Annotated in this window: 29 protein-coding genes and 1 riboswitch; of the genes, 22 read left to right on the forward strand and 7 right to left on the reverse strand. The window is 52.2% G+C overall.

Translation table 11 applies throughout. The annotated features are described in order from the left end of the window. Positions 1–18 precede the first annotated feature (18 nt). From dmpG to hpaD, 3 genes are read left to right on the forward strand one after another with little or no spacing between them, the layout of a single operon-like run. Positions 19–1,023, forward strand: a complete 1,005-nt coding sequence (gene dmpG, locus NR121_RS06305) for a 4-hydroxy-2-oxovalerate aldolase (RefSeq protein WP_062409690.1) — start codon at positions 19–21, stop codon at positions 1,021–1,023. 17 nt (positions 1,024–1,040) lie between these two features. Then, entirely contained in the window at positions 1,041–1,511 is a 471-nt protein-coding gene (locus NR121_RS06310) for a flavin reductase family protein (protein ID WP_054818510.1), read from the forward strand. A 3-nt stretch (positions 1,512–1,514) separates the two neighbouring features. Next, positions 1,515–2,459 (forward strand): 3,4-dihydroxyphenylacetate 2,3-dioxygenase, encoded by a 945-nt coding sequence (gene hpaD / locus NR121_RS06315; protein WP_062409689.1) that lies wholly within the window; start codon positions 1,515–1,517, stop codon positions 2,457–2,459. Between the two features lie 93 nt (positions 2,460–2,552). Here hpaD and NR121_RS06320 read toward each other — a convergent pair whose 3' ends face one another. Further along, on the reverse strand, positions 2,553–3,209 hold the full coding sequence (locus NR121_RS06320; RefSeq protein WP_062409688.1) for a GntR family transcriptional regulator: 657 nt from the start codon (positions 3,207–3,209) through the stop codon (positions 2,553–2,555). Between the two features lie 313 nt (positions 3,210–3,522). Then, positions 3,523–4,968 (reverse strand): 4-hydroxyphenylacetate 3-hydroxylase family protein, encoded by a 1,446-nt coding sequence (locus NR121_RS06325; protein WP_074728707.1) that lies wholly within the window; start codon positions 4,966–4,968, stop codon positions 3,523–3,525. A 218-nt stretch (positions 4,969–5,186) separates the two neighbouring features. Here NR121_RS06325 and NR121_RS06330 point away from each other — a divergent pair, with 218 nt between their 5' ends. The 3 genes from NR121_RS06330 (at position 5,187) to NR121_RS06340 (ending at position 6,911) form a co-directional block, all read left to right on the forward strand. Then, positions 5,187–5,813, forward strand: coding sequence for a TetR/AcrR family transcriptional regulator (locus NR121_RS06330; protein WP_054818512.1), 627 nt, complete (start codon positions 5,187–5,189; stop codon positions 5,811–5,813). Positions 5,814–6,243: 430 nt separating this feature from the next. After that, entirely contained in the window at positions 6,244–6,627 is a 384-nt protein-coding gene (locus NR121_RS06335; protein WP_054818513.1) for an LLM class flavin-dependent oxidoreductase, read from the forward strand. Positions 6,628–6,632: 5 nt separating this feature from the next. After that, positions 6,633–6,911, forward strand: coding sequence for an acyl-CoA dehydrogenase family protein (locus NR121_RS06340; RefSeq protein WP_054818514.1), 279 nt, complete (start codon positions 6,633–6,635; stop codon positions 6,909–6,911). Between the two features lie 90 nt (positions 6,912–7,001). Here NR121_RS06340 and NR121_RS06345 read toward each other — a convergent pair whose 3' ends face one another. Both NR121_RS06345 and NR121_RS06350 read right to left on the reverse strand, forming a co-directional pair. Further along, entirely contained in the window at positions 7,002–7,316 is a 315-nt protein-coding gene (locus NR121_RS06345; RefSeq protein ID WP_054818515.1) for a hypothetical protein, read from the reverse strand. 91 nt (positions 7,317–7,407) lie between these two features. Beyond that, entirely contained in the window at positions 7,408–7,866 is a 459-nt protein-coding gene (locus tag NR121_RS06350; RefSeq protein ID WP_062409684.1) for a cupredoxin domain-containing protein, read from the reverse strand. Between the two features lie 220 nt (positions 7,867–8,086). On the opposite strand from NR121_RS06350, the gene uptA reads away from it, so the two are divergent. The 8 genes from uptA (at position 8,087) to NR121_RS06390 (ending at position 14,887) form a co-directional block, all read left to right on the forward strand. Next, positions 8,087–8,701, forward strand: coding sequence for an undecaprenyl phosphate transporter UptA (gene uptA, locus NR121_RS06355; RefSeq protein ID WP_054818516.1), 615 nt, complete (start codon positions 8,087–8,089; stop codon positions 8,699–8,701). 101 nt (positions 8,702–8,802) lie between these two features. After that, complete coding sequence (locus NR121_RS06360) at positions 8,803–9,369, forward strand: thioredoxin family protein (protein ID WP_054818517.1); 567 nt, start codon at positions 8,803–8,805, stop codon at positions 9,367–9,369. Positions 9,370–9,379: 10 nt separating this feature from the next. Beyond that, positions 9,380–10,015, forward strand: coding sequence for an MBL fold metallo-hydrolase (locus tag NR121_RS06365; RefSeq protein WP_054818524.1), 636 nt, complete (start codon positions 9,380–9,382; stop codon positions 10,013–10,015). A gap of 255 nt (positions 10,016–10,270) precedes the next feature. Next, positions 10,271–10,579, forward strand: a complete 309-nt coding sequence (locus tag NR121_RS06370) for a YjcZ family sporulation protein (protein ID WP_074728703.1) — start codon at positions 10,271–10,273, stop codon at positions 10,577–10,579. Between the two features lie 299 nt (positions 10,580–10,878). Further along, positions 10,879–12,060 carry a YhgE/Pip domain-containing protein gene (locus NR121_RS06375; RefSeq protein WP_256830936.1) on the forward strand — a complete coding sequence of 394 codons (1,182 nt, stop codon included), beginning with the start codon at positions 10,879–10,881 and terminating at the stop codon, positions 12,058–12,060. Between the two features lie 104 nt (positions 12,061–12,164). After that, positions 12,165–12,764, forward strand: a complete 600-nt coding sequence (locus NR121_RS06380; RefSeq protein WP_054818519.1) for a TetR family transcriptional regulator — start codon at positions 12,165–12,167, stop codon at positions 12,762–12,764. Between the two features lie 67 nt (positions 12,765–12,831). Then, the gene (locus NR121_RS06385; protein WP_054818520.1) at positions 12,832–13,104 is read left to right on the forward strand and encodes a hypothetical protein; all 273 of its coding nucleotides are present in this window, start codon (positions 12,832–12,834) and stop codon (positions 13,102–13,104) included. A 187-nt stretch (positions 13,105–13,291) separates the two neighbouring features. Further along, positions 13,292–13,392, forward strand: a riboswitch (purine riboswitch). 61 nt (positions 13,393–13,453) lie between these two features. Next, a complete protein-coding gene (locus NR121_RS06390) occupies positions 13,454–14,887 on the forward strand; it encodes an NAD(P)/FAD-dependent oxidoreductase (RefSeq protein WP_256830937.1) in 1,434 nt (477 codons plus the stop codon). Positions 14,888–14,944: 57 nt separating this feature from the next. Here the strand turns inward: NR121_RS06390 and NR121_RS06395 are convergent, their stop codons facing one another. From NR121_RS06395 to NR121_RS06405, 3 genes are all read right to left on the reverse strand, one after another. Further along, on the reverse strand, positions 14,945–16,279 hold the full coding sequence (locus NR121_RS06395; RefSeq protein ID WP_062411034.1) for an ABC transporter substrate-binding protein: 1,335 nt from the start codon (positions 16,277–16,279) through the stop codon (positions 14,945–14,947). A 130-nt stretch (positions 16,280–16,409) separates the two neighbouring features. After that, positions 16,410–17,231: a carbohydrate ABC transporter permease gene (locus tag NR121_RS06400; RefSeq protein WP_062409680.1), complete on the reverse strand. Its 822-nt coding sequence runs from the start codon at positions 17,229–17,231 to the stop codon at positions 16,410–16,412. Further along, the gene (locus NR121_RS06405; protein WP_375162512.1) at positions 17,228–18,157 is read right to left on the reverse strand and encodes a carbohydrate ABC transporter permease; all 930 of its coding nucleotides are present in this window, start codon (positions 18,155–18,157) and stop codon (positions 17,228–17,230) included. Before NR121_RS06405 ends, NR121_RS06400 begins: the two co-directional genes overlap by 4 nt. A gap of 591 nt (positions 18,158–18,748) precedes the next feature. Here NR121_RS06405 and NR121_RS06410 point away from each other — a divergent pair. The 8 genes from NR121_RS06410 to NR121_RS06445 form a co-directional block, all read left to right on the forward strand. Beyond that, complete coding sequence (locus NR121_RS06410) at positions 18,749–20,422, forward strand: serine/threonine-protein kinase (RefSeq protein WP_256830938.1); 1,674 nt, start codon at positions 18,749–18,751, stop codon at positions 20,420–20,422. A gap of 15 nt (positions 20,423–20,437) precedes the next feature. Beyond that, a complete protein-coding gene (locus tag NR121_RS06415) occupies positions 20,438–21,322 on the forward strand; it encodes a CpaB family protein (protein WP_062409677.1) in 885 nt (294 codons plus the stop codon). Continuing rightward, a complete protein-coding gene (locus NR121_RS06420; protein WP_256830939.1) occupies positions 21,319–22,563 on the forward strand; it encodes a CpaE/TadZ family protein in 1,245 nt (414 codons plus the stop codon). The genes NR121_RS06415 and NR121_RS06420 overlap by 4 nt, the downstream gene beginning before the upstream one ends. 13 nt (positions 22,564–22,576) lie before the next feature. Next, on the forward strand, positions 22,577–23,995 hold the full coding sequence (locus tag NR121_RS06425) for an ATPase, T2SS/T4P/T4SS family (protein WP_062409675.1): 1,419 nt from the start codon (positions 22,577–22,579) through the stop codon (positions 23,993–23,995). Next, the gene (locus tag NR121_RS06430; protein ID WP_235594159.1) at positions 23,992–24,981 is read left to right on the forward strand and encodes a type II secretion system F family protein; all 990 of its coding nucleotides are present in this window, start codon (positions 23,992–23,994) and stop codon (positions 24,979–24,981) included. Before NR121_RS06425 ends, NR121_RS06430 begins: the two co-directional genes overlap by 4 nt. Positions 24,982–24,994: 13 nt before the next feature. Continuing rightward, positions 24,995–25,918: a hypothetical protein gene (locus NR121_RS06435; protein ID WP_062409673.1), complete on the forward strand. Its 924-nt coding sequence runs from the start codon at positions 24,995–24,997 to the stop codon at positions 25,916–25,918. Between the two features lie 30 nt (positions 25,919–25,948). Beyond that, the gene (locus NR121_RS06440) at positions 25,949–26,125 is read left to right on the forward strand and encodes a hypothetical protein (protein ID WP_171005906.1); all 177 of its coding nucleotides are present in this window, start codon (positions 25,949–25,951) and stop codon (positions 26,123–26,125) included. Further along, positions 26,122–26,527: hypothetical protein (locus NR121_RS06445; protein ID WP_256830940.1), on the forward strand; the 406-nt coding region annotated here is incomplete at its 3' end. The genes NR121_RS06440 and NR121_RS06445, both read left to right, overlap by 4 nt.

Below are 26,527 nucleotides of genomic sequence, written 5' to 3' on the forward strand. Positions count from 1 at the left end.
GGAAGGGATGAAACGATAATGACTCCAACAAAGGTAAGGGTCATGGATACGACGCTTCGTGACGGCTCCCATGCCATTCGTCATCGATTTACGAAAGAACAGGTCCATAACATCGTGAAAGCTCTCGATGAAGCAGGCGTTCCTGTGATTGAAATCAGTCACGGCGACGGGTTGGCCGGTTCTTCCATGCAGTACGGCATGTCCCTGGTTGATGAATTTGAACTCATCGAGGAAGCGGCAAAGACCAGCAAGAACGCCAAAATAGCTTCTTTGCTGCTTCCGGGGATCGGCACGAGAAAAGAACTGAAGCAGGCTAAAGATTGCGGAATCAGCATGGTCCGAATTGCGACGCAGTGTTCGGAAGCGGATATTTCCGAGCAGCATTTTGGTTTGGCTAAGGAGCTTGGCCTCGAAACCGTAGGCTTTCTCATGATGGCCCATATGCTATCGCCGGAGGATTTGGCCAAACAAGCTAAACTAATGGAATCCTATGGAGCCGATATCGTTTATATTGTAGATTCCGCGGGAACGATGATGCCGCAAGATGTTACGGCAAGAGTGAAAGCGTTAACCGGCGAATTAAAAGTCCCGATCGGCTATCACGCCCACAATAACATCGGATTGGCTATAGGGAATAGTCTGGCTGCAGTGGAAGCCGGCGCCGCCTGCATTGATGCAAGCACAAGCGGCCTGGGGGCCGGCTCCGGCAATACACAGACGGAGGTGCTTGTGGCCGCGCTCTCCAAGGTAGGCTGCGAAACCGGAATTGATTTATTTAAGATCATGGATGCTGCAGAATATATAGTTCAACCCATGATGGAGTATCCGATGACGATTAACCGTGATGCCTTGACCATCGGCTATACGGGATTATATTCCACTTTTTTAATGCATGCCAAAAAGGCCGGGGAAAAATTCAATATCGATCCGAGGGAGATCCTGCTGGAGTTGTCCCGACGCAAGGCTGTTGCCGGACAAGAAGATTGGATTTTGGATGTTGCTGCAGAATTGGCGAATCGATAGAACAAAGGAGAATGGGCATGATCGACCCCAGGGAGTTTAGAAATACGCTCGGAAGATTTGCTTCCGGAATTACTATTGTGAGCACGGTTCAGGAAGGTGAAGTGCATGGGATGACGGCGAATGGCTTCGTTTCGGTCTCCCTGGATCCTCCGCTTGTGCTCGTTTCCATTGATCATAAAACCAGGATGCACCAGATACTGCCTCAAACGAAAACGTACGGAATTAGCATTTTGATGCACGATCAGCAGCAGGTATCACAGCATTTTGCCGGCCGCCCGCAGGAAAGCACGCCTGAATTTTTCTGGCATAATGACATTCCATTGATACAAGATTCGTTGGCTTATATCGTTTGCGATGTGGTGGATGAGCATCCGGCAGGGGATCATACCCTGTATATAGGTCGAGTGAACTGGATTTCGTATCGAGAGGAAGAACCGTTGATTTTTTATGGGGGAAAATATCGTTCGTTAACTAAGCTGGAGGTGTAGACATTGATTCTAAGACTGGGACATTGCGAATTGTTTGTAACCGATATGCAAAGAGCGCGGGAATTTTACATTGATATTCTTGGCTTTAGAGAGCACGATTCCGACAAAGATCATATTTATCTACGCGGAGTAGATGAATTCGACCTTCATACCCTGACCTTGACCAAAAGCAAAACCGGTGGCTTGGGTCACTTTGCGCTTCGGGTCTCCGATCCGGAAGATTTGGACCGACTGGAGGATCATCATAAACGTCTTGGGGTTCCAACCCTGATGGTTCCGGAAGGTACGGAGCCCGGGCAAGGCCGAGCTCTGCGTATTGTTGAGCCGAATGGCCATCCGATCGAGTTTTACCATGCTATGCAGCAGGTCAACGTTTACAATCCACAGGGTGGACTGAACCATCTGCCTATGCGTGCAACGCACCGCGATAGAGGAATTCCGCCGTTGCGAATCGATCATATGAATATTCGCGTGGCCAACGTGGATCAAGCCCTGAAATATTGGAGAGATGAGCTGTCCTTCAGCGTATCGGAATATGTGGAGAAGGATAATGGTACCTTTGCCGCTTGGACAAGACGCTGTCAGGGCACCCATGATGTGGCGCTGGTTCAATCCGCTTCAGGAGCCGGCTTGCATCATGTGGCTTATACGGTTCAGGGACCGGCTGAAATTATCCGGACGGCGGATCTTCTGGCGGATGCCGGCTACCAGGATGCGATTGAGTTTGGCCCCGGACGACACGGATTGAGTAATGCCTTCTTCTTATATATCCGCGATTTTGACGGCAATCGAACCGAAATTTATACGGGAGATTATTCAAGAGATATCGATTTGCCGCCGGTAAAATGGACTTGGGAGGAATACGACAAAAGAGGAAGACTGTGGTGGGGCCCGTCTTATCCGGAACGATTCCTGGAGGTCTCTCCGGTCAATAATCAATGGATTTAATGGCACCTCGCTTAAGCAGATTTGAAATTAGCAGGGCCTGCAGGTTAGGGCATAGACTGAAAAGTCTTTGCCCTTATTTGAATCAAGACATAGTTAATTTAAAATTTTTGAGTTGCCTACGATCGTGGCAAATTTCATAATATGGCTTTCCATAATGGCGCGGGCCCCTTTAGGATCGCGCATTTTTATTTTATCGATGATATTTTTATGCTCTTCAATCGTTTGCGTTGCGTCATGTTCAAACAAAGACACATTAATTAAATAAAAATCGTTCAGATCCCATTGATTTTTGGTCAGATTGTATATTTTTTCGGAACGGGCCATTTTAAGTATGGCATGATGAAGCTTTCTGTTAATTACGAAGTACTCATCTTTTGCAAAGTTTTCTTTCGTAACCAACTGATGCAATTCGTTATTGATTTGATATAACTGTTCGACTTCCGAATCCAGACGGCGCTCTGCCGCTAACTGGGCGGCCATGCCTTCGAGAACCATGACGAACAAGAAATGGTCGTGCATTTGTTCTTTGGTGTAATTAACGACCCGACAACCGGTTTGAGGCACAATTTCCACAAAATTTTCAAGCTCCAACTTTTTTAATGCATCAATAATCGGTCTTCTCGAATATCCCAGTTCCTTTGCGGTTTCAATGACGGAGATTTCTTCCCCGAATTTCCATCGGCCATTCTTTAAGCTTTTCTTTATATATTCATAAGCATGATTCGTTTTGGACAAATTGACATCTTCCAAGGTATTCGATCCTCCAAATGAAAAGTTCACCGATTCGTTGAGAAGGCTTTCATAATGCGGGATGGTCTCAACACATTCGGATGTCGGCCTATAGGGCAAAAGACTAATATCTTATATGCTAATATCTTACCTTAAATAAAAGCTTTGGGCAACTATCATTTAAATTTGGCCGGCCGTATGAAATCTAGCGTTCCCCTCATCGTCGGCGGTCTGCGTTATTTGCTTGCCCTAAGCAAAGCTGACTGCTTTCTCTCCTTCGCTTTGCCTGAATAACGGCCGTCGACGTGAGTGGGAATCGACCGGTATTTCGGTATTACCCTCCTTCTTTGCTCGATTCTTTCAATAATTTCCAAACCGGATCGACTAACAGCTCTTTTTCGAACTTCACATATTGGCTGGCATAGGCACGTACCGGATCGCCGGCATAAAATCGCTCATACAGCTCATGACGGGAGCCGAGCGGACTTCCTATCAAATCCCAGGCTAATTTAAACAGCTGCACTTTTTTCTCCGCACTGACAGAAGTCCCTTCAAAGTACAAATGCATCAGATTGGAGATCGGTCCATAGAAATCTTCCATGCTGGACGGCACTTGGACAAACCCGCCGCCGCCTACTTGCTGTAAAATCTCAATGGCTCTCGGGTAATATTTCGTTCCAATATTCCTTGCCGTATCAATGAATGATATCTCAGGCACCAGAACTCCGGATTCATCCGGCCTCGCCATCGTTTCGGAGGCGATGACCAGCGCCTTCATCACATCAATTTGCGTTATTAATTCGCCCAATTTCTCCTGAATATGCAAAAAACCCTGAACGCCAATCGATTCCGCAATGGCAAAGGCAACCCCGGTAACAAATTCGAGCTTGGATACAAACCGGACAACCGTCTGATGGAAGGCGAGCGAATTTGCCGTCTTGTTGCCCCGAAGCTTCAGGACATTGTCGGGATTTCCATACAGCAGCACCCGTTCCCAGGGAATAAACACGTCGTCAAAAAACAATACGGCGTCCATTTCCTCATAACGCGAACTCAATATATGATCTTGCGGTCTCTGACTGGCAAACGACTCCCGGCAAATAATATGCAGTCCATCGGAATGAGCCGGAACCAGTAAAATATGCGCATGCTTGCTGTCTTTTGCCTCGAAATTCAAGAACGAAAAAATAATGAAATCGTGTGTGTATGGCGCACCGGTTGCAATCATTTTGGCACCGCGAACGACAATGCCATCGCTCGTTTCCTTTACAACATGGAGAAACCGTTCGTTTATACGGCTGTCATCCAAACCGTTGGAACGGTCGATTTGAGGATCTAATATAGCCGTTGTCAGGAACAAATCCCGGTCCCGTGCTTCTTTGTAATAGTTGGTTATTTTGGACTCGAAATGCGGATCAAGCAGTCCAAGCTGCTTTCTGGCCGCATACCAGCCCGTGATCATAGACCGGCCATAATCGGATATCCGGCTCATCATTCCGTTGGTTTCTCTGGCCCAGCAATCAAAACTGGTTCTGCGCTTCAATAAATCCTGGGGGGTATAAGGCACAAGAAAGGAGGCGTGAGCAAACTTGCTGCCGCCGGGCGGAACAAATCCGATCGTTTCCCTGACGCCTGGCACATCGAGCATATTAAATAATCGTTGGAGTGTTTCCAGCGTACCTTTGAATGCCTGATGCTTTGGCAAATTGCTGACCAGTGCTCCATCCAGCCAAATCTTGCGGCCATCATTTAAACTTTTGACAAATTGTTCTCCTCGCAAAAGCTTACACAACTCCTTATAAAAAAAATGTAAACAAAACCTATTGATAAACTAGGGTTAATATGTTTTTATTATAGCTGTATTGTAAATTCCAGCAATCGACAGTTGATGCACATAAGTTTGATAAACAACTAAATATAAAGAAGTGTTGGTAAAAGAACATTTAAACCACAAATAGGGATGAATTGAGCAGAAACCATTTGATGGAGGGATGAAGCATGCGAACCGACTTTACCAGTCTGGACCGTCGTATTTACCGAACTCGGCTGATGATTCAGGAATCGTTGATTTCGCTTATTTTGGAAAAAGGCTTTGAGAGAATATCGGTTAAAGATATTGCCGATCATGCGAATGTCAACCGATCGACCTTTTATGCCCATTATCAGGATAAATTCGATTTGTTAGATACCATCATTGAGGAAAAACTGGCTCTGCTGTCCAAGCTGTTTAAAGAAACCGGCCCGCAGGTCGAGTCTCGCTTGTTGAAGTTCGATGAGCCGGATCCTTATTTTGTCGTATTATTTAATTACATGGCCGATAGTGCAAGGTTCTACAAGGTGATGTTTACTTTCCTGGAGCAGGAGAGGTTTAAGCTGAAAATGCAAGAGGTGGTCCGGGAAGCGCTTTACGACCGGATTTCCAGGTTGAGAATGGAGCAGAAGCTCTCGGTTCCGCTTGATATCGTCCTCGACTACGCAAGCTCGTCCGTGATGGGAGTAGCGGAAAATTGGGTCAAAAAAGATATCATTTATTCACCGCATCACATGGCTCTGCAGCTGACGCGGCTTGCTTCGCTCGGTATTTATAAAGCCATCGGCATGGAGGATAACGGAAGACAAAACTAAAAAAATGATGTTTAAACAACACAAAATCCATTTCTGTTTTACTGCTGAGACTGTCTCAACAGTATTTTTATTTGCAACGGCAATTTATTACAACACCGCGGTAATTTGATGAATCATATACGTCATCTCGTCACGCCTATTTCGAATCGGGAAGCAAAAAATCATTTTCTCAACGATCTGACAGCCCCACGTCTAGGGTATGCTTACTCAATTGAAGCGTCTCCCAATGAAAGTTGGCTGGATAAACAAAGGTATTTCCTAAAGTAGTTTATTTACGAAATGTACAACAAATATCGACAAAATGTTGCATAGACTTCATTCGGACGAATATTGTTCGTTGAATTAAAGCTTGCGTCTGCCTATACTGAGTGTACATTATTCATATAATACCTACTTATTTAGTTGGGTTAATATGGAGAGGAGGAATCGTATGACATTACAATTTGCCTACTGGGTACCTAGTGTTAGCGGAGGAATCGTGAAATCGAACGGTTCGAGGAAAGCGGACTGGTCATTTGAGGCAAACAAAAGGTATATACAAGCGGCTGAAAACGCGGGATTCAAGTATGCATTCTTCCTGTCTCGCTTTTTTTCCGAAGATGGGGGCGAGAACCAGCTTGAAGCTTTGGCTTTGGCGGCTTCGCTTGCTCCGGTTACCAGAATTATACGATTAGTCACGCAAGTTTTGTCAGGCCTGTGGCACCCCGGTGTGGTGGCAAAAGCCCTTTCAACGTTGGATCATATCAGTAGCGGAAGAGCGGGAATCAACCTAGCGAGCGGTTCGTCCAGGTTGAGAAGGCGGCGAATAAAGTAGATGAAGTGTGGGCCAAAGAATTCAGTTTAACCGAAGAGGAACGTGGGGAATGTGCTGTACTCGTGGCGGCGGCCAATGTGGCTGCCGGAAAAGCCGGGCTGGACATCAGCAATCGCATTTTCGAAGTGATGGGATCGCGCTCAACTGCGTCCAAATACGGCTTTGACCGGTTCTGGCGAAATATCCGCACCCATACCCTGCATAATCCTGCTGAGTATAAGCTTAGGAATATCGGCAACTGGGTATTAAATGACGAATTTCCGAAAAGCGGATATTACTCCTGATGGAATGACAGAAGCAAGGCCCCCTTTGCAAGCACGGAAGGGCAGTAAGGCGTCCTTCAGGGCGAAAGAAAAGACCGACGCGCTGTTGCGTCAGCCCCCGAAGGATTCCCGGAACGCTCTGCTGAGCACCCCCGGCTCCACGTTCCATAAGGCGGCGATTTCGCCGCATACGTTTTCATCGAACCAATCCGCCAGTACTTTGCGGTTGCTGCCGTTCTCGACAATATAAGGGAGGTTCAGCAGCACCTTTTTATAATACAGTTCATCCGCCTGCTTGATCAGATGGGGGGTTATATATCCCCCCATTTTTTTTCGTGCCCGGTACAGCTCCCGGCTGCACGTGCGGCGGATGAGCCGTGCGGATGGAAGTTGTTGGTTGTGCTTCATTTTGTTTCCTTGATTCATGAGTCCGGCACCTCCTTCCTTGCTTTATGCTATGCGCAAGGAGGCGGTACGGGTACTCACGGAGCGGCCCCCGCTGTTGCCGTTTCCCAAGTTATTCGTCCACCACCAAATATCCGATCATCGGGCCGTTATGAGCGATATCGGGGTGTGTCAGGCATATGATCCTGTAGATGCCGGGTTTATCGGCACGGAAGGAAACAACGGTTTCCTGACCTTTTTTCACTTCGCCTTTAATGTTCATTCCGTCAATGATAAAGGGATGGCTCGCTCCGTTTACGCCGTAAATGCTCAGGCGGATGCGTTCCCCCTTTTTCACGTAAATGGTACCGGGGTCCCACCGATACGCTTCAATCGTCTTGCCGTCCGGTCCCGTCGATTTGAATTCACCTGTCACCAGATTGACGGTTCGTTCCGGAGCGTCGGGACTCATGACGGTGCGGATCTCGTCCTGCTCCCAGAAGAGCAGTGCGGCAGAGGCCAGCAGCAAGGCGGCGGCTCCGATTTTGAGTGCTTTTATTCTTTTTTTGCTTACCACGAATATTTTGGTCATGAGCATCACCTGTAGGAATTAGGATCGTTTGTACCAATGTATGCGGGAACTTGTCTGATCATGACACGGCCGAATTCCGGAGCTTCCGGACAGATGAAGCGGCGGCACTGTTATTGCAGGAGCATTGGAGGATGCGGCATGCATAAGAGTGTGCTAGAATAAAATAGGCTAATAATAGACAAGAACAGAAATTTGTGAAGAAAAGAAAGAGGCTGGAGAAATGAGTGAGCTGCTCCATGAACTGGTGCTTTCGGCGTTAAGGTTTGTTGAGGGATTGGGCGTTTGGGGGATTTTGATCGGCCTGATGCTGGAAGTCATTCCGAGTGAGATTGTGCTGGCCTATGCCGGTTATCTGATCTCGCGCGGGGAGATCTCATTGATCGGAGCCATCGTGTTCGGACTCCTCGGGTGTTTGTTCCAGCAGATCATTCTGTACTGGATCGGACGCTACGGCGGCCGGCCGGCATTGGACAAGTTCGGCAAATTTTTGCACCTGAAAAAAAAGCATCTGGATATCGCGGAGGACTGGTTCAATCGCTACGGTCCGGTCATGGTGTTTCTGGCCCGTTTCATCCCGGTGCTGAGGCAGGCGATTTCCATCCCTGCGGGCATGGCGCGTATGCCGTTGGCCAAGTTTATGTTCTATACTACGCTCGGGACGATCCCATGGGTCATCATTTTTGTTTATCTCGGACGCTCTCTGGGGGATAATTGGGAGCAGATCAATCAGGTGGCTGGCCCGTATGTGAAGCCCTTGATTTTTGCAGCTATCGTTGTGGCGGCGGTGTATATTATCATCAAATGGATAAAGCGCAGCAAAGCTGTGCCAAGATAAGGAAATGATCATGCTTGTTTGGTCCCCGTTCCGGTTGGAGGGGGGACTTTTTTTTGGTACAATAATCCATAGCAGCACATTTGAAGGAGGAATGGATTCCGATGAGCAAAAACTTAAGCAGCAAGCTTCGCAAAGGGCTGTCCCCGCAGCAGTTTATCGACGGGATGACCAAGAATCAGGATAAATTCAAAGAGTGGTACGATCTGTTCAAGTGGGAGGATGAAGAGGATAAGGCGTTTTTTGAATCGCTGAACAACCGCGATGACCTCCGCTGCCTTATTCTGGCTGCTGATTGGTGCGGCGATGTGGTGCGCAATGTGCCGGTCGTATTCCGCGCTTTGGAGATTTCCGGCATCCCGACGGAAGTTCTGATCAAAGAGGAGCATCCCGATGTGATGGAGCAATTTCTGACCATGGGCGGAGAGGCGATTCCGATCGTCATTTTCACGGATTTCAGCGGTTTTGTGCTGGGACAGTGGGGACCGCGTCCGAAGCATGTGCAGGAGGTTATGATCAAATTCAAACAAGAGAATCCGGACCGTGAAGCTGCGGATTATCAAGATAAAATCAAAATTGCGCGTGAGGAAATGGGCCGTCAGTACGGTGAGGGGACCGGTTACCAGACCGTCATCGTAAAAGAACTGCGCGAGCTGCTGTCCTCCTTCTGAGCCGATGACGATGGAAACGAAGGAACTTGTCATTGAGTCGTTCTCTCTGGGTCCTCTGCAGACGAATGCGTATTTGATCTCGCTCCCCGGCGAGAACAAAGCGGTTGTCATCGATCCCGGCATGAATCCCAATCCGCTGCTCAAACGCGTGGCCGACATGGAGATTGAAGCGATTCTGCTTACACATGCCCATTTTGATCATATAGGCGGGGTAGAAGAGCTGCGCCGTTTAAAGGGCTGCCCTGTCTATTTGCATGACGACGAGGCGGATTGGCTGGTGGATCCGAAGAAAAACGGATCGGCCAGGTGGCCTGATGTTACCGGACCGATCACTACCGCTCCTGCCGAGTACTCGCTGGCCGACGGGCAAAATTTATCGGTACTGGGCAGCAGCTTCAAGGTGTTCCATACCCCAGGCCATTCCCCGGGAAGCGTCAGCTTTCTCTACGGCAAGCATTTGTTCGGCGGTGACGTCTTGTTCAAGCTGTCCGTGGGACGTACGGACTTGCCGGGCGGGAGTCATCAGGAGCTGCTGGATTCGATCCACGGCAAGCTGTTCGAACTGCCGGACGATACCATTGTATACCCGGGCCACGGCCCGAGGACCAGCATTGGCTATGAACGGGAGCATAATCCGTATGTCTAATCCAAGGCGTCTTTCATTCTGCCGGAAACAGCAGAATGGGACGCTTTTTTCCTGCCTTGACCGATGGCGGTAAATGTCTATTTTTCTCCCGGGCATAGGTGAACACCGTGCTCCCGTTGGGTATCTCTCCATAGACTAATGGTGTGTTCAAGTAAGGCAAGTAACGAGTTCCCGGGAACGCTTGAATGCGCAAAAACACAAGAAATGAAGCTGGCTTCTTGTGCTTTCGTCAAATCTTATGGAGGTGTTCGCCTTATGGAAAAGTATCAACCTACCGCTGTACCAAAAACGCATGTCGGTCCGACGGCCTATGCTCCGCTATCGAATGTAGGCCCGAACATAGGTCCGATGCCGACGTACGTATCGCCCGTATCGCTGCCGCAGCCTGTATATCCCGCGCCGATCAACGTGCATGCCAGCTACGAGGAGATCAACATCTATACACCGAAAAAACATCACCATCATCATTGGCATGGACACGGCTATACTTCAGCGGCTCTCATTTTGGTGCTCTTCATCCTGCTGGTCATTATTCTGCGCAGCAAGCACAGGCATTGTCATTGACGCTTCTTAAGCGCAGGCGGTAACGCGCGGTAACGAATACCGGCTCCACCGCCACTGCGTCAAGGCTCCCTGCGGCAGCGAAAAAGTCAATACAGTTTATGTCGGTGTTGACTCCGCGGCTACTATAAATGGCATTCGGTCATTTACAGGAGAACAGGGAGCCTTGCGAGGGTGGATCGGATACCCGAACAAATCCCTGTAGTAAGGTATTGACAATAGGGAAGATATTTCATATGATTCAAACAAACGTTTAATTAAAATAAGCATTTAACATATATACATAAGAGGAGAGAAAGACCATGCTTCAAGCTTTACAAGCGTATTTGAAAAAGCCGGCTACGAAGATAGGAATCATGACGGCGATGATGTTTCAAATTATTTTCAGCCTGATTTGGATGACCGGATATGAAGGCGTGAACGATAATACGAAGCAACTGAAAATCGCCGTCGTGAACGATGACCCCGGTTTCGGACGAAAAGTGGAAGAGCAGTTGACAAAATCACTGCCCTTTCAATTGATCAGCAAACGCTCTGCGGACAAAGCCAAGGAAATGCTGAACGGGCGTGAGGTACAGATGGTGCTGCATATTCCTGCGGAATTTACCAAGCAGCTGCAGACCCCTGGTCAGCAAGCGAAGATCAACTATACCATCAACGAGTCCAATCCGGCCCTGATCAAGAGCATGATGCAGAGTGTTGCCGGCGGCGTGACGGCCTCGGTGGGCAAAGAAGCGGCGATAGCGGGCGCTCAAGCTATTCTGGTACAAGCCCATATTCCTGCGCAAGAAGCAGCGGCTATGGCCCGGGGATTGACCGATAAGGTGGCCGCGAATCTCGAATTTACAAATCCGGTTCAGGGGATGCACAACCAAATGATCCCGATGATGATGGTGCTTGCTTCATTCGTCGGCGCAATGATTATGGGTATGAATCTGCAGCAGGCAACGGGGATGCTCGGAGCGGGTTATTCCAAATGGAGCAAATTCGGCGCCCGCGTCTTCATCAATGCGGTGTCCGCCGTCATGATTGCACTGGTCGGTTCCTCGCTGGTGGTTGCTTTGGGTGGACAAATGGGTTCCGGTTTCCTGGCCTTCTGGCTGTTCCAGGCCTTGTTCCTGATGACATTCATGTTTTTCTCGCAAATGTTTTTGATCGTTTTCGGCATGGCGGGTATGCTCTTTAATATCTCCATGCTATCGATTCAACTGGTGTCTTCCGGCGCTATGGTTCCGCGTGAGCTCCTGGGCGGCTTTTACTTTACCCTCAGCCAATACCTGCCGGCTACTTATGCGGTAGAGGGTGCTATGAACCTGTTATTCGGAGGTCCGGGAACGGCGCGTGATATCGGTGCACTGGCTCTCATCATGACCGTCTGCGCGGCGGTCGGGCTTCTGGCGACAGGCCTGCGTAAGGAAACCGGAACGATTCCGGCCGCAGCGGAACATTCGAAGACAGCGAATACCGCTGCAACGGGGGCCTGAAATATGACGGGGCCGGCAGGCAGTCATCCTGCCGGCCTTTGGCTTGCACTCTATGGGGGAAAGTTACATAATGAAATTAAAAGAATCCGGTAAGGAGATGCATTATGATACAGACCGAGTCCGATATGAAGATCCGCATACTGCTTTCGGCCAAGAAGCTATTTGCACAACAAGGCTTTGACGGTACCAGTGTACGGCAAATCTGTGAGGAAGCGGGCGCTAATGTTGCTCTCATCTCCTATTATTTCGGGGGCAAAGAAAAGGTGTTTCGGGCGATTTTCGAATCCTTCTTTCCCGGTCACCGGTTGGCCCAGTTTGAGGGCGTTTTCAAAGATCCGGTGGAGGGGCTGAAGCTGCTCGTTCATGAGATCATCCACTTCAGCATGACGGACATGGAGCTCAGCACCATTGTACAGCAGGAAATTATGATGAATTCTCCGCGCAAGCCGATCGTTACCTCGTTTACTTATCCCGTTTGGTTCAAGGTTCGGGAGCTGTTGGAAAAAGGGCGGGAGGAAGGCCGGTTTCAATTTGATTCGCTTGATCATGCCCTCATGACGGTCATCGGAATGATTCTGGTTCACAAGAAATATGATTCGTTTCAACCGCTTCTTTCAAATACACACCACGATCCGTGTTCGACTGCAAAGCAGAGCTGGGAATTTATTTTGCGGGCCCTCGGGGCATCCGGGTCATCCGCCTAAACCGTCCGGGCTTATTGCTGCATACAATAAATTGAGATTCGGAGGAACGATTAGAGGGTGATTGAATATGTTGAACAGGTTCCCTGCGGTCATCCGCAACGTGAACGAAGGTCTCGATGAAGTCATCAGCGCGCTGGATAAAATGAGTTCTATCTACCAGTCGGCGGAGCAAATGTCTCCGGTCTTAAAAAAAATAGCCCGGCTGATTAACGAATCACAAGCGGCAGCCGGAAAGCCGCTGAAGCTGAACGGTACGAGAAACGGGAGAAGCTCTGTCTCCGCAGGAAGGAAAAGAAAGCGCCAAACAAGCCGCAGACCGAAAACGAAAAGGTGGATGTAAACGGGAAGGAAAGTGACGACAGATCACTTTCCTTCTTTCGTGTGATGACAAAAACATTCGGCTTTCGGGTTAAATGTTATATCGGAAAACGGAATCTATCCGAATAATGCAAGATGAACACGAACATTTTTACGATATGCCATTGACAATATTCAAGAATTGACTTATGATTCTGTTGTGTTCAAAACCTAATATTTACTCTACCGATCGTATATCCTTGACAATATGGGTCAAGAGTTTCTACCAAGGAACCGCAAATTCCTGGCTACGAACAGGGCGCTTTGCCGCACCCTTTCGAAGCCGGGATTTTTTGGTTTGCGTTCATTATGCTAAGGAGGCACACTCACTCATGAACAAACGATACGATGTTATTATTGTCGGAGCCGGACCGGCCGGAATTTTCGCAGCGTACGAGCTGACATTGAAAGCGCCTCAGCTCAAGGTGCTGCTGATCGATAAAGGGCACGATATTGACAGCAGAAGATGTCCCATCCTAGAGGAGAAGATTCAGCTGTGTCCGCCGCCTGCAGGCAAAAAGGAGTACGCCGGCTGTTTACCTGCCTGTTCGATTACCGCCGGTTTCGGCGGAGCCGGGGCGTACAGCGACGGCAAGTTCAACATTACGACCGAATTCGGCGGCTGGCTGACGGATTATCTCCCTCCATCGCGCGTGCTCGATTTGATCCGCTATGTGGACGCCATCAATCTCAAACACGGGGCGACGGAGAACGTAACCGATCCGACCACTCCAGTGGTCCGCTCCATAGAACAGCGGGGTTATGCGGCCGGGCTGAAGCTGCTGAGGGCCCAGGTAAGGCATCTGGGCACCGAGCAAAACCTGGAAATCCTGCGCTCCATCAACGCCTACTTGAAAACCAAAATCGATATGCAGTTCAAGACGGAGGTAGCCGATCTGTTGACGGCAAAGACGGAGGACGGGCACCGTATCCAAGGTATCGTCCTCAAAAACGGTGAAGAAGTTGAAGCCGACAAGGTGCTGGTCGCTCCCGGCCGGGACGGATCGGCCTGGCTCACCGAGGTGCTGCGCAAGCGCCGTCTCAAAATGTATAACAATCAGGTGGACGTAGGTGTGCGCGTGGAAACGTCCGATGTGGTGATGCATGAAATCAACGAGCATTTATACGAAGGAAAATTCATCTTCAATACGTCGGTCGGTACGCGCGTACGCACCTTCTGCAGCAATCCGTCCGGCCATGTGGTCGTTGAAAATCATTCCGGCGTGATGGCCGCTAACGGCCATGCCTATAAAGACCCTGCGCTTGGCTCAACCAATACGAACTTCGCACTGCTGGTGTCGCACCGGTTTACGGAGCCGTTCGATAAGCCGAATGAGTATGCGCGGGAAATATGCAAGCGGGCCAACGATTTATCCGGCGGCGGGGTCATCGTACAGAAATACGGCGATATTATCCGGGGCAGACGTTCCACGGAAACGAGAATCAAGGAGGGCTTTTTGGAGCCGACGCTCAAAGAAGCGGTGCCGGGCGATCTGGGGTTGGTGCTTCCTTACAATACGATGAAGAGCCTGATTGAGATGGTGGAGGCGCTCGACAAGGTGACTCCGGGCATTGCGTCCGAGCATACATTGTTCTACGGTGTAGAAGCCAAGTTTTACTCGGCAAGGCCCAAGCTTACCGAGCGTCTGGAGACGGAGATCGAGGGCTTGTACTGCGGAGGGGACGGCGCAGGCGTGACTCGGGGGCTGGCGCAAGCGGGCGCGGCAGGCGTATGGGTCGCCCGCAGCATGATCGAAAAAATATAGAAGCCAAACAAAGCCGAGGGCGGTGTAATTCCCCTCGGCTTTGTCGTATGCTTTTGCTTACTTGCTTACGGTTTTGTTGTACTGTTGGATTCGGGCGGAAATTTCCTTTGCTGCGCCGTCGAGAGCTTCTTTCGGCGATTTTTTGCCGTTCAGAATTTCCTCGATCGCCCCTTCGGTGAGCTGACGCGCTTCAGGGAAAACGCCCATGACTGCGCCCTGCGTCGCTTTGTTCGCTTTGGTTTGGTGCAGCTGGTCTACCGCCGTTTTAAACTGCGGATATTTCGCCATATTATCCTTAACAAGCTGTTCGTCGTATGCCTTTTTCGTAATCGGGAAGTATCCCGTGTTGACGGACCAGAAGGCCTGCTGCTTCGGTTCGGTCAGGAATTTGATGAATTCCCAGGCGCCCTTCTGCTCGGCTTCGGATCGGTTGTTCAGGATATATAAGCTCGCGCCGCCAACGATAACGCCGCCGTCTTGAGCGTCCTTGGGCTTCGGCAGAAAGGCGGTGCCGACTTCGAATTTGCCTTCCGCTGCGTTCACGATGCCGCGCAAAGCTGCCGTGGAATCCAGCGTCATGGCGATTTGTCCGGCGGCGAACGCTTTTTTCGTATCGTCCGTTTTACGTCCGAGGTTGAGCATCGTTTTGTCATCGATCATTTGCTTCCACCAAGTCATCGTTTTGACGCCCGCCTCGCTTCCCAGCAGCGAGTCCGTTGCGGGACTTGTACGCCCGTTGCCGTTATTGACGAGCTCGGCGCCCTGGTTAGCGAAGAACTGCTCCATGAACCAGCCGTAAATGGCGAAGGAGGCGCCCGTTTGTCCGTCCTTGGTCAGTTTCTTGGCGGCTTCGGCTACTTCTTCATACGTGGCCGGCGGCTTTTCCGGGTCGAGGCCGGCCGCTTTAAACATATCCTTGTTGTAGTACAGGATCGGGTTGGACGTGTTAAAAGGCATCGAATACAGCTTGCCGTCGAAGGTGTAATAGTTCAAAATATTTTCTTCCAATGCGGATATATCGAATTTCTCCTCATCGATAAACTGCTGTATCGGGGTGATCGCTTTGGAATCGATCATGAAGCGGCTGCCGATTTCATATACCTGGATCAGCGCCGGGCCACTCTTGGAATCCATGGACGCCTTCATTTTGTTCAGGCTCTCATCATAGGTGCCTTGAAATACGGCCTCCACCACGACATTCTTTTGCGAGGCGTTAAAGTCGGCTACCAGCTTGTCCGCCGCTTTGCCGAGCTCTCCGCTCATCGAGTGCCACCACACGACTTTGACCGGCTCGGAGGCCTTCGGCGCTTCCGTTCCATTGGCTTCGCCTGCCTCAGGCTTGCTGTCGCCCCCGCCGGCAGTCGTTCCCCCGCATGCCGCCAAAACCAGCATGACAAAAGCAAGCAGGAGCGTTAAAGAGGATTTTTGGTTCAGCTTGAGTGGTTTTATCACGGTTGATCTCTCCTTTGGAATAGATTTATATCGGGCGCCGGACCCGTTAGTAGGCCCATGGCGCGGTTGGTTACCCTTTGACCGCTCCGGCGGTCATCCCCTGCACCAGCTGCTTAAGACCGAGCGCGAGGAGGACAAGCGTGGGAAGCATGACCATGACGACGCCGGCGAGCACCAGGTTCCACGAGGTCATTTCTTCAAACTGAAGCATGCTGATGCCGATTTGCACCGTACGCATCGCTTCACCGTTGGTGATGAGCAGCGGCCACAGGTACATGTTCCAATGCGTCAGAAACGAATACACGCCGAGCGTGGCCAGTGCAGGTCTGGACAATGGCAGCACAAGCCGGAAGAAACTTCGCAGATGGCCGCAGCCGTCGATTTTGGCGGCTTCGAACAGCTCCCCCGGAAGCTGCAGGAAAAACTGGCGGAGCAGGAACGTTCCGAACGCCGTAGCGAGGAACGGAACGATCAAGCCCTGATACGTATCGAGCCAGCCCCAGCTTTTGACGGTCAAGTAATTGGGAATGATCGTAACTTCCCACGGAATCATCATCGTGGACATAAAGAGGGCAAACCATGCCGATTTGCCCTTAAACCGCAGGAAGGCGAAGGCATATGCGGCCATGCTGGCCGTAATGAGCTGTCCGATCATAATGACGCCGGAAACGAAAAAGCTGTTCGCAATGAACCGCCCGACCGGAATCAGCTGCAGCACGGACAAATAGTTTTCAAAATTCAGACTTCCGGGAAGCAGCCTGGGCGGATAGGTGGCCGACTCGGCATTCGTCATCATGGCGGCCGACAGCGTGTAAGCGATCGGATAGAGCATGATGACGGCGGCGATCGTCAGAACGGCATAGATCAGCGTATTCTGCAGACGGGACGTCATTGGTAATGCACCTTCTTTTCCAGAAAGCGGAACTGCACCGCCGTCAGAATCAGAATGATCGCAAACAGAACAAGCGCCTGCGCGCTGCCGATGCCAAAGCGGAAATTGACGAACGCATCCTGATAGATGTTAAATACGATGACATCGGTGCTGTTCATCGGTCCTCCCTTAGTCAAGATGTGAATTTGCCCGAACGATTGAAAAGCCCCGATCACCGAAACGATTCCCACAAAAAAGAGGGTGGGGGAAACGAGCGGGAGGGTGATGCGGGCAAAGGTGCGCAGCGGCCCGGAGCCGTCGATCCTGGCGCTGTCGTAGATGTCCTCCGGCACGCCTTGGAGCCCGCTGAGCAGGACGATATAGTTGAAGCCCAGATTCATCCAAATCGTCATGATGGCGACCGAAACCAGGGCCCAGGCCGGATCGGTCAGCCAATTTACGGGATTCAAGCCTATCAGGGTAAGAAAGTAATTGAGCGTCCCGAGGCTCGGATGGTACAGCATCATCCAGATGACGGAGCCGGTTCCGACGGAAATGGCTACGGGAAGCGAGAAGACGAACCGGAACCAACGCATCCCGCCCAGCTTGTTGTGCGTAAGAGCGGCCAGGAGGAGCGCCAGGATAATGCAGGTGGGCACGGTCAGGAGCGTAAATGAGAGCGTCACCTGCAGGCTCTTCATAAAGGCGTCCGAAGCGAACAGCTCTTTGAAGTTGTCGAGACCGGCGAATGCCGCTATCCTTCCGCGGGGATCGGTCAAGTGAAGGCTGAGATACACCGATTTCAGCAGCGGATAGAACAGAAACACGCCGAACAGCAGCAGGGACGGAGCCAGGAAGACATAAGCCAGCGCCTGTTCCTTGAAGCGGACGGACCGCAGCGATTGAAGCTTGAGACCTTTGGAGAAGGCAAGTTTCTTTTTTTTCATGGTCCCGCGTGCCAGGGCATTGTTTTCCAGCGTGGACATGAAGGAACTCCTTTCCGGGATGGTTTACTTCTAATCCATGACTCATTGTAGCGGGTCCATGTTTTCTCAAGGTTAATTGAATGTAAATTGTTTGTGGATGTCTGCGGGGAATTTACAAAGTGTTAAGAATGGATATCTTCAGCATGCGCTAGCGGATGGTTGCCTCTGATATCGGTGAATGGGATGCCGGGTCCCGTGCAGTACCGGGATTCTTCTCGTTCAGTACCGGGCCGTTCCCGCGTATTGGCCATGTGTGAATCAGGCCCTTGTGAAATAAAAAAAGGCTTGAATATTTTGGAAAACTATGCTATTTTATAAAAAACTCCTAACGGAGTCTTGTCGAAGATGCCAGATTGTTTTTAATGGTAGTTTTCCTTGGTGCAGCATTTCTTGGATTACTTCAACGCTTTAGTGAGCTTAAACATTCTTTAATCGTTTAAAAAATCCATATGACGTGCGGAAGAACCGCCTTATGTCATGCCGAATCGGCATGCGTAAGGCGGTTTTTTGCCGTTCCGGGAAAGGATACGCAAAAGAAAGGGCAGGTGGATCATGGCAAGGCACACCATGGGATTGAAACCCGGTGATGTACTGGCAGGACGTTACCGGATTGCGGCGCAGCTTGGAAAAGGCGGGATGAGCAGCGTATTTTTGGCGGATGATTTGAAGCTGAAGGGTAAACGCTGGGCGGTGAAGGAAACGTATGTGGGCGACGGGTCGGCTTTTGGCGAAGAGGAAGCGGAAACGGCCAAGCGGAGGCATATTCTGCTGGCGGAAGCGGAGACCATGAGCCGGCTCAGCCATCCGAATCTTCCGGATATCGTGGATTATGTGCCGCTCACCCGGCAGGGCTTCCTTTATCTGGTGATGGATTATATCGAGGGGGAGACGCTGCTGCAGCGTTTCGAAAGGCAGGGGAAGCGGATGACGGAGAAGCAGGCGGCCGAGCTGGCGCTGCAGCTGTGCGATCTTCTCGATTATCTGCACTCGATCCGTCCGGAGCCGATCATTCACCGTGATTTGAAGCCGTCCAATTTGATGCTGGACGCCGGCGGGCAGCTGCGTCTCATCGATTTTGGTACGGCGCGCAGCTTTAAACCGGACCGGAAGGCAGATACGGTCTGCATCGGTACCGTCGGTTTTGCCGCTCCCGAGCAGCTGGAGGGACGGCAGAGCGACCCGCGCACCGACCTGTACGGGCTTGGGGCGCTGATGTATTTTCTGCTGAGCGGAGGCGCGTACTACAGCACCCGGAGCCTGCCCGGCGAGGGGACGGCGCTGCCCCCGGGGCTTGCGCCATTCGTGCTGCGCCTGCTGCGCGCAAGCCCCGAGGACCGCTACGCGAGCGCCCGCGAGGCGGGGGCTGTGCTGCGGCGCTGGCTTGCGGCACAGCGGATGCCGGCGGTACCCGCGGCGGCGGGGGGAGCGGCGTGGACACCGCCGCTCGTGGTGGCGGTCGGCGCGCTGTACCCCGGCGCCGGAGCCACCTTCGCCGCGCTCGCACTCGCGCGGCTGCTGCACGATCAAGGCGTGCCGCATGCCTTGATCGAGCCGCCCACGCCGCGTGCGGAGCTGCACGCGCTGCTGCTGGCGGACAAGCATGCGCCGCCGGGGTACCGCTGCTACAACGCGCCGGGTGGAGGCTCCGGGCATCCTGCGGAGCATCCGTGGACGGACGGCCATACGCTGTGGCTTCCCGCAGAGCCCGTGGAAGAAGCGGGATCGCCGATGGAGGACCCGAGCTACTGGTTCAAGCTGTTTCACGCCGTCCGCCGCCCGGTGCTGATTGCAGACATCGGCGCGCAGTGGGAGCAGCCCGCTGTTCAGCAGCTGCTCGATACGGCGACGGATGTTGTCTACACCGTCGATCCGTTCGTACACAAGCTGGAGCTTCCCGCCGTTTCGCGCGTGCAGCGGCAGCTGCAAAGCTGGATCGGACCCGGCCGACGGCTGCACTGCATCGTGAATAAATGCCCGCGCACGGCCAAAGCCGAGGCCTGGCTTCGCTTATTGCCGCAACGTCCGGCGTGCCTGCTGCCTGCTTTGGACATCGCCGTCCTGGCGGCGGCCGAATGGAACGGGCGTCTCCCGCACGATGCGCCACCGGTTCGAAGGGCGCTTCGGGATGCGATGCAGCCATGGCTAAACCGCCTGCTGCCGGTTGAAGCGCGTCCGTCCGGCAATGGAAGCGGCAAGCTGCTGCGGCTTTTTCAAAGGAGTCATTAAGGGAGGATAGCACAGATGCAAAGAACGTGGATCGTCGCCCTGCTGGGCTGTCTGTTGATGGCGGGATCTGTCGCAGGGTATTGGCAGTTCATGAAGCATACGGAGTTTCAGGTCGAAACCATGGATACCGTTAAACCGGTGCGCATGCTGCACAGCGGCGAGGTGATTGAAGCCTCCATGCTGCGCAAAGCGGTGATTCCGGTTGCGGCGCACCACCCGGAGGCCGTGACGGATGTCCATGCGCTGATCGGTCAAACAGTGCTGGTTCCCATTGCGGATAATGAGGAATTGGTCTTGTGGAAGCTATCGGACCAACGGCTTGTGCCGAGGGAAGGAGAGCGGTATTTCAGCTTCAAAACGGATGCGGCGGCGAATGTGGGCAATATGGTACGGAAGGGCGATCGGGTGGACGTTTGGGTAGAGTTTGATAACCCGAAGCTGATTAAGACCGCCTCGGGAGCCACATGGAGCGTCGGAGCAGTTAAAGTCATCGAGCAGCTTCCGGTTACCGGCGTGAAAACGCCTGAAGGACCGGAGGTGACCGATGCCACGGCAGTGGAAGCGGTCGTGCAATCGAACCGCCAACAGCTTCAGAATGCCCGCTCCAAACCGAACGGAAAGCCGGAGCTGAACACCTACCTGATGAACGACGACGTGTACGAGGCTTATGTGTTGGGAAGTATTGCCGGCAGGATTAAGCTGGCTTTACCCGATCTGACCAAGCCTGGTTCAGACTCCGGAACCGTTACGGCACTGTTTCGCGAGCTGAAAGCAGCCGATGCGTTTACCCAAACGAAAGGGCAAATACAAGTGGAGGGGGAGCTTGATCAAAGCCAGGTCAGCGGTAATGAAAATACAGGAACAAGCTCGAACACCAAGGAGGTGCAGCCTACGTCATGACCAAATTATTGCTGATTCATCCGGAGGCGGATGCCGCAGACCGGCTGAGCGCCCTGTTGGGAAGCGTTCGCGGACTCGATATCCGTCATATTCGCGGCAGGGAATCGTTTTTCTCCCGGCTTGAAGAGCCGTTTGATCTTGTGATGGTGCATGCCGGAGTATTTTATGATGTGTACCCGTGGGAGTGGGTGCAGGAACTGAGCCGAAGACAGCCGCAGGCACAGGCAGCAATTGCGCTGGACGCATCGGTCTATGATTCGTTTTTGCTGGAGGCGATCAGCCGGATGGCCGATCAGCATCATTATACCATTATACCGATCGGTCTTACCGGTGACGGCATGCTTGAAGCGTTTGCCGCTATAGTGAACGGAGACCGCAAGGACAGTCCGGGTAGTCCGGGTCACCGGGAAGGATCACTGACGGCTGTATGGTCTGCTGCCAGCAAAGATGGCGCTACGACCATTGCCGTGAGCACTGCGCTCTCTTTGGCCGCTTCCGGCAGGATGACCATTGGTCTCATCGACGGCAATCTGCATAATCCCGAGATTCGCTCCTTCTTGAATTTGACCGATCCTGATCCTAGCGGATTCAAGCTTCGGCCGAAGCTGCAGACCCAGACGCTTACCCCCGGCGATTTGATCGATGCGTGCGTATCGTACCGCAAAATCCCGAACCTTCACATTCTGACCGGTTCCCGCAGGCGTGACACGGCGCTGGATGTGACGCCGGAAATGATGGCCCATCTGCTTCGAACCGCCCGGGCGGCTTTTGACATTACGATCGTCGATTTGAACTCTTACCCGGACAATGCCGCGACCATCTGCACCGTGCGCGAGGCAGACCACCGCTGGCTTGTAGCGCAGAATCATTACGCATCATTTCAAATGAGCTGGGGAGAATGGTACGAATGCTATTGGAAATATGCCGGACTCGTTCCTGGGGATGTTTCTTTTATCCTGAATCGGACTACGGCTGATGACAAGCCCGAACGAATCGCGGAGCTTTTGCGTATGCCGCTTGCCGCTGCCGTTCCGAATCTCGGGGGAGGACTTGGCCGCAAAGCGGTCCATGAAGGAAATCCCCTTTATTTGAGCTCGGGGACGGAAAGCTTCACAACGCAAATCGACCGCCTGGCCGCGAGGCTTGCTCCAACGAACGAACAGGGAGGAGCAGCACTGGCAGGAGGAACCGTTCGCCGCAAAATCGGTTTACTGCAGCGGTGGACCGCGCTTTTCGGATAAGGAGGAGAAGCGAATGACACCGGGCGAACGGTTATCTTCCCGCATGCAGCCAAGAATTCGTTTTGATGCGGGTCAATATCTGAAAGACATCATGCAAGCGCGGCAGACCCAAAACCGGCTGGCGGTCCTGCCATCCCGGCCGGAACGGCGAATGACGCTGCGGGAAGCCTCTAAATTGGTGTACGAGCATTTAAGTGAACGATCGAAAAAGGATCAGGCGCTGTACGAAGACATTTTACAGGCTGGACTTGGCGATCCGGCAGCCGGGGCGCGAATGAAAGCGGTCATTGATACCCTCTTGATGGAATATCGGATGGATATCGATCCGGATACGTTGATTTCCCCGCTGTCCCCGACGGAATGCGTGTTTGCCGAAACCTGCGGCGCAGGACTTATTGAAGATCTGTACCGGCTGCCTGATGTGGAAGAAGTGCAGGTGATCGGCTGCGATATATATCTGCTCCGCGGCGGAGAGATGATCCGGCACCACAGGAAATTCGCCTCCTTGGCGGATGTGCTTTTGCTCCAGGACCGTTTGTCGCTCTGCGGTAAAAAGCCGATCAACCAAAGGCAGCCGTTCATCCAGTCCTATATGTGGAATCGCTCTCGTCTAGTGATGACCCGTCCGCCGTATTCCGACGTTCCAAGCATTCATATCCGCAACTTCATTGTAAAGGACGTGACGCTTGGTCATCTGGTAGAGCTTCAAACGATCGATCACCGGATGGCGCGGCTGCTGCAGCTTCTGATCCGCTACCATGCGAGCTTTCTCATTGGCGGAGGAACGGCGACGGGCAAGACGACATTTCTGTTTGCGCTGGCTCAGGAAATTCCCCAAAACGAACGAATCCGGACACTGGAAAAGGAATTTGAGGTGGCTTTGCGTGAGCGTCTGCGCGGTACGCGGAACATTCTGGCCGTACGGGAAGTGGAGGAAATCGGGCTTACGATGGAAGAGTCGTTTAAGCCGCTGCTCGTCATGAGCCCCCATTGGGTTATTGTCGGCGAGGCCAAAGGCTCCGAGGTTTCCCAGATGGTGCAGGGGGCTTTGCGCGGCCACGACATGATGGGAACGATGCACACCAAATACCGTGAATCGTTTATCAGCGATGTAGTGGATATGATCAAGCAGGACGGACGGCAGCACGATCACAAAGACGCCATTCGCCGCGTGGCCAGAGCCTTTAACGTGGTGGTCTTCCTGCGCCTGATCCGGTTAAACGGCAAGTATGTCCGTGTAGTTACGGAAATCACGGAACTGTCCGTTGACGAGCGTCAGGAGGTATGTATCCGGCCGCTGGTCGAGTGGGATTATCAGCGGCATCACTGGCGCTTCACCGGGGAGCAGCTCAGCAAACCGCTGATGGAGCATTTGATCGCAAACGGTGCGCAACCGCACGAATTTCGCGAGCTGGGAGTGTGGGGATCGTGAGCGTATCCGCCGAGCTTATGCACGGCAGTCTGAAAGGCTTATTGTTGGGGGGCTGGGCCGCCGGTTCGTATCTCCTGCTTATTCTTCTATTTCAGGGAATCAACTCCATGGTGAGACAAAGAAAAAGATTCCGTTCCTTTGGCATACGCAGCAGTCCCCGAAGGGGCACATGGGCTTCCATCACTCAGCTGAAACCGGTAAAGCATTTGGCTGAGGAAATGGAAGTGGCGGACATGAAAATCGGCGTAGAGGTCGTTATGGCTTTCATGCTGTTGATCGGACTTACCGGCTTTTTCGGGTCGGATGCCGCTATGGGACTGCTGCAGCAGCGATATGCCTATGGGGTCATCAGTGCACCCGGCTACCATGTTTGGACGCTGAGCGGGGCGGTCGCCATCCTGCTCGGATCTCTGCCGTATTTCTATGTCCGGTTTCGGGTGCAGCACAAGCGGCACCGGATTGCGCTCCGCATGATCATGCTCGTACAGAACCTGATCGGACACTACCGGCCCAGTCTTACGCTTGCGGACATCATCGTCAAGTCCTCGCGTACCATGCCCGATGAGGTGAAAAGCGAGTGGAGGCGGCTCGAACTTGCGCTGCATATGAAGCCGGTCGATGAGGCTCTTTATGAATTCGCACGGCGTGTGCAAAGTGAATGGGCGGACGATCTGGCCGATCTTTTGTTGATCGGGGCCCATTACGGAACGGACATGACGGAGTCGCTGCATCATCTGGTCAGCCGGATGCAAACGGCCAAGCGCAATGAGGAAAACCGTCTGGCCATGATTACCGTGTACCGGCTCGGGACTTCATTTATGATCGGATTCGCCTTTTTCGTGGTGGGGTTCAACATTTATGCAGACGCAGCGAACTACAGCCACTATTTTCTTAATCCTGGCGGTAAAATGCTGCTGGTCGTCTCTTTTGCCGTCATGTTCGTATCTATGCTGCTTGTGGTCCGGTCGGGACGGAAGGCTTTTTAACGGAGGCGACGACATGCTGGGTTTGTTTTGGAACATATGGATCGTATCTCATAAAGCTGTATTTATAGGTCTATTTACGGGCGGCAGCGCCTTGCTTTGGTTTACGCTGCTCGGACGCCTGAGGATGGGGTTGGGACGTGCGAACCGGTTAGCCCTTATGCTGGAGCGGGCGAAGAGAAGAGAGCGGGACGTCCTCGCTATGGAAAAAGAGATCGAGAATCCGCGAGCGCGTGATTTTGCGGAGAAGGCTCGTCTGGCAGGTCTTCCGTCCGATTGGAGCTACAACCGGTTTCTGGTTTTGCGCGCAGGAATGGCTTTGTCGCTCTTATCGTTGGGCCTTGCAGCGCAACTTACGAATCCGGAAGGGATATACGGCCAGTCAACCGGATCATGGATATGGCTGCTGCTGAAGGGGGGCGCCTGCATTGCGGTCGGATGGTGGATGCCGATGCTGTTCGTGCTTGCTTCGGCAAGCAGGAGGAGGGGCGAGTATTTAATGGAAATCGCGAAGCTGGCCGAGCGTCTGTCGGTCTGTGTGAGCGACAAGGCGGATATTCGCGACATGCTGATTCGCGCCGGAAGGCCGCTAAAGCTGTTGAGCCCGCACCTTCAGGAGCTGACGGTCATGTGGGGCAGAGATCGGCGCGCCGCCATTTGGAGATTCAAGGAATCCGTAGGCATTTCCGAGGTATTTCCGCTGGTTAATGCACTGGAAGCGATCAGTCAAGCCGATGCCAGGGAAGTGGCCCAGGTGCTTAAGGAGCAAACGGCGGGCATCGAAACGACACTGGCGGCCGAGATCAACCGGAAAATCGAGAATGCGCCTGTCTGGATCAGCTTTTACATCATGATTCCTTTCGGCATGATTGTACTCCTTTTTTTGTATCCGTGGGTCATCACGATCTCCGAGCAGCTGATGACGAGTTTTCAGGGATAACCACTATTATATAAGGAAGGATGATTTTAAATGGGTAAATTAGTTATTGCTTGTCTTCTTACCGTGTTATTGGGGGGCGCCGCTATGTTTATTGCGGGAACGCAGGTGGGGCCGGCCGTCGGTGCCAAAGGCACAAATCTTCACACGAGCATCTCGACCGCCACAGTCAACCAGGTGAGCGGTGCCGTAACGGCGACCGCCCCTTGAAAAAGCTGCTAAGAAGGGAGGAAGGCAGCGCACACCTGCTGCTGTTCGCTCTTTTTGGGATCATAGCGGCCGCCTTCCTCTGGGTTACGGCCTTCAACTGGATGATGCAAACGCACAGCCTGACCAAAACAAAACCGCTGCTTGATCGGGCAACCCACGCGGCTTCCTTGAATATAGACAAGAGGGAAGCCGCGCTTGGCCGTTTGGTCTGGGACAGCGCAAGGGGAACGGATGATTTTTACAAGTATTTGCGGCTCAATTTAAAGCTTGGTCCGGAATTGACTCCTTTGTCCAGAAGCCATTTGAAGGAAGCCCCTATTGTCCACCATTTGGAATATGTTACCAACCCAACGTATCCTTATGTGCTGAATCGGACCATCACCGTCCACAGCTCTACAGACC

It is taken from the genome of Paenibacillus sp. Pae15 (assembly GCF_024519685.1).
Taxonomy (GTDB): Bacteria; Bacillota; Bacilli; order Paenibacillales; family NBRC-103111; genus Paenibacillus_G; species Paenibacillus_G naphthalenovorans.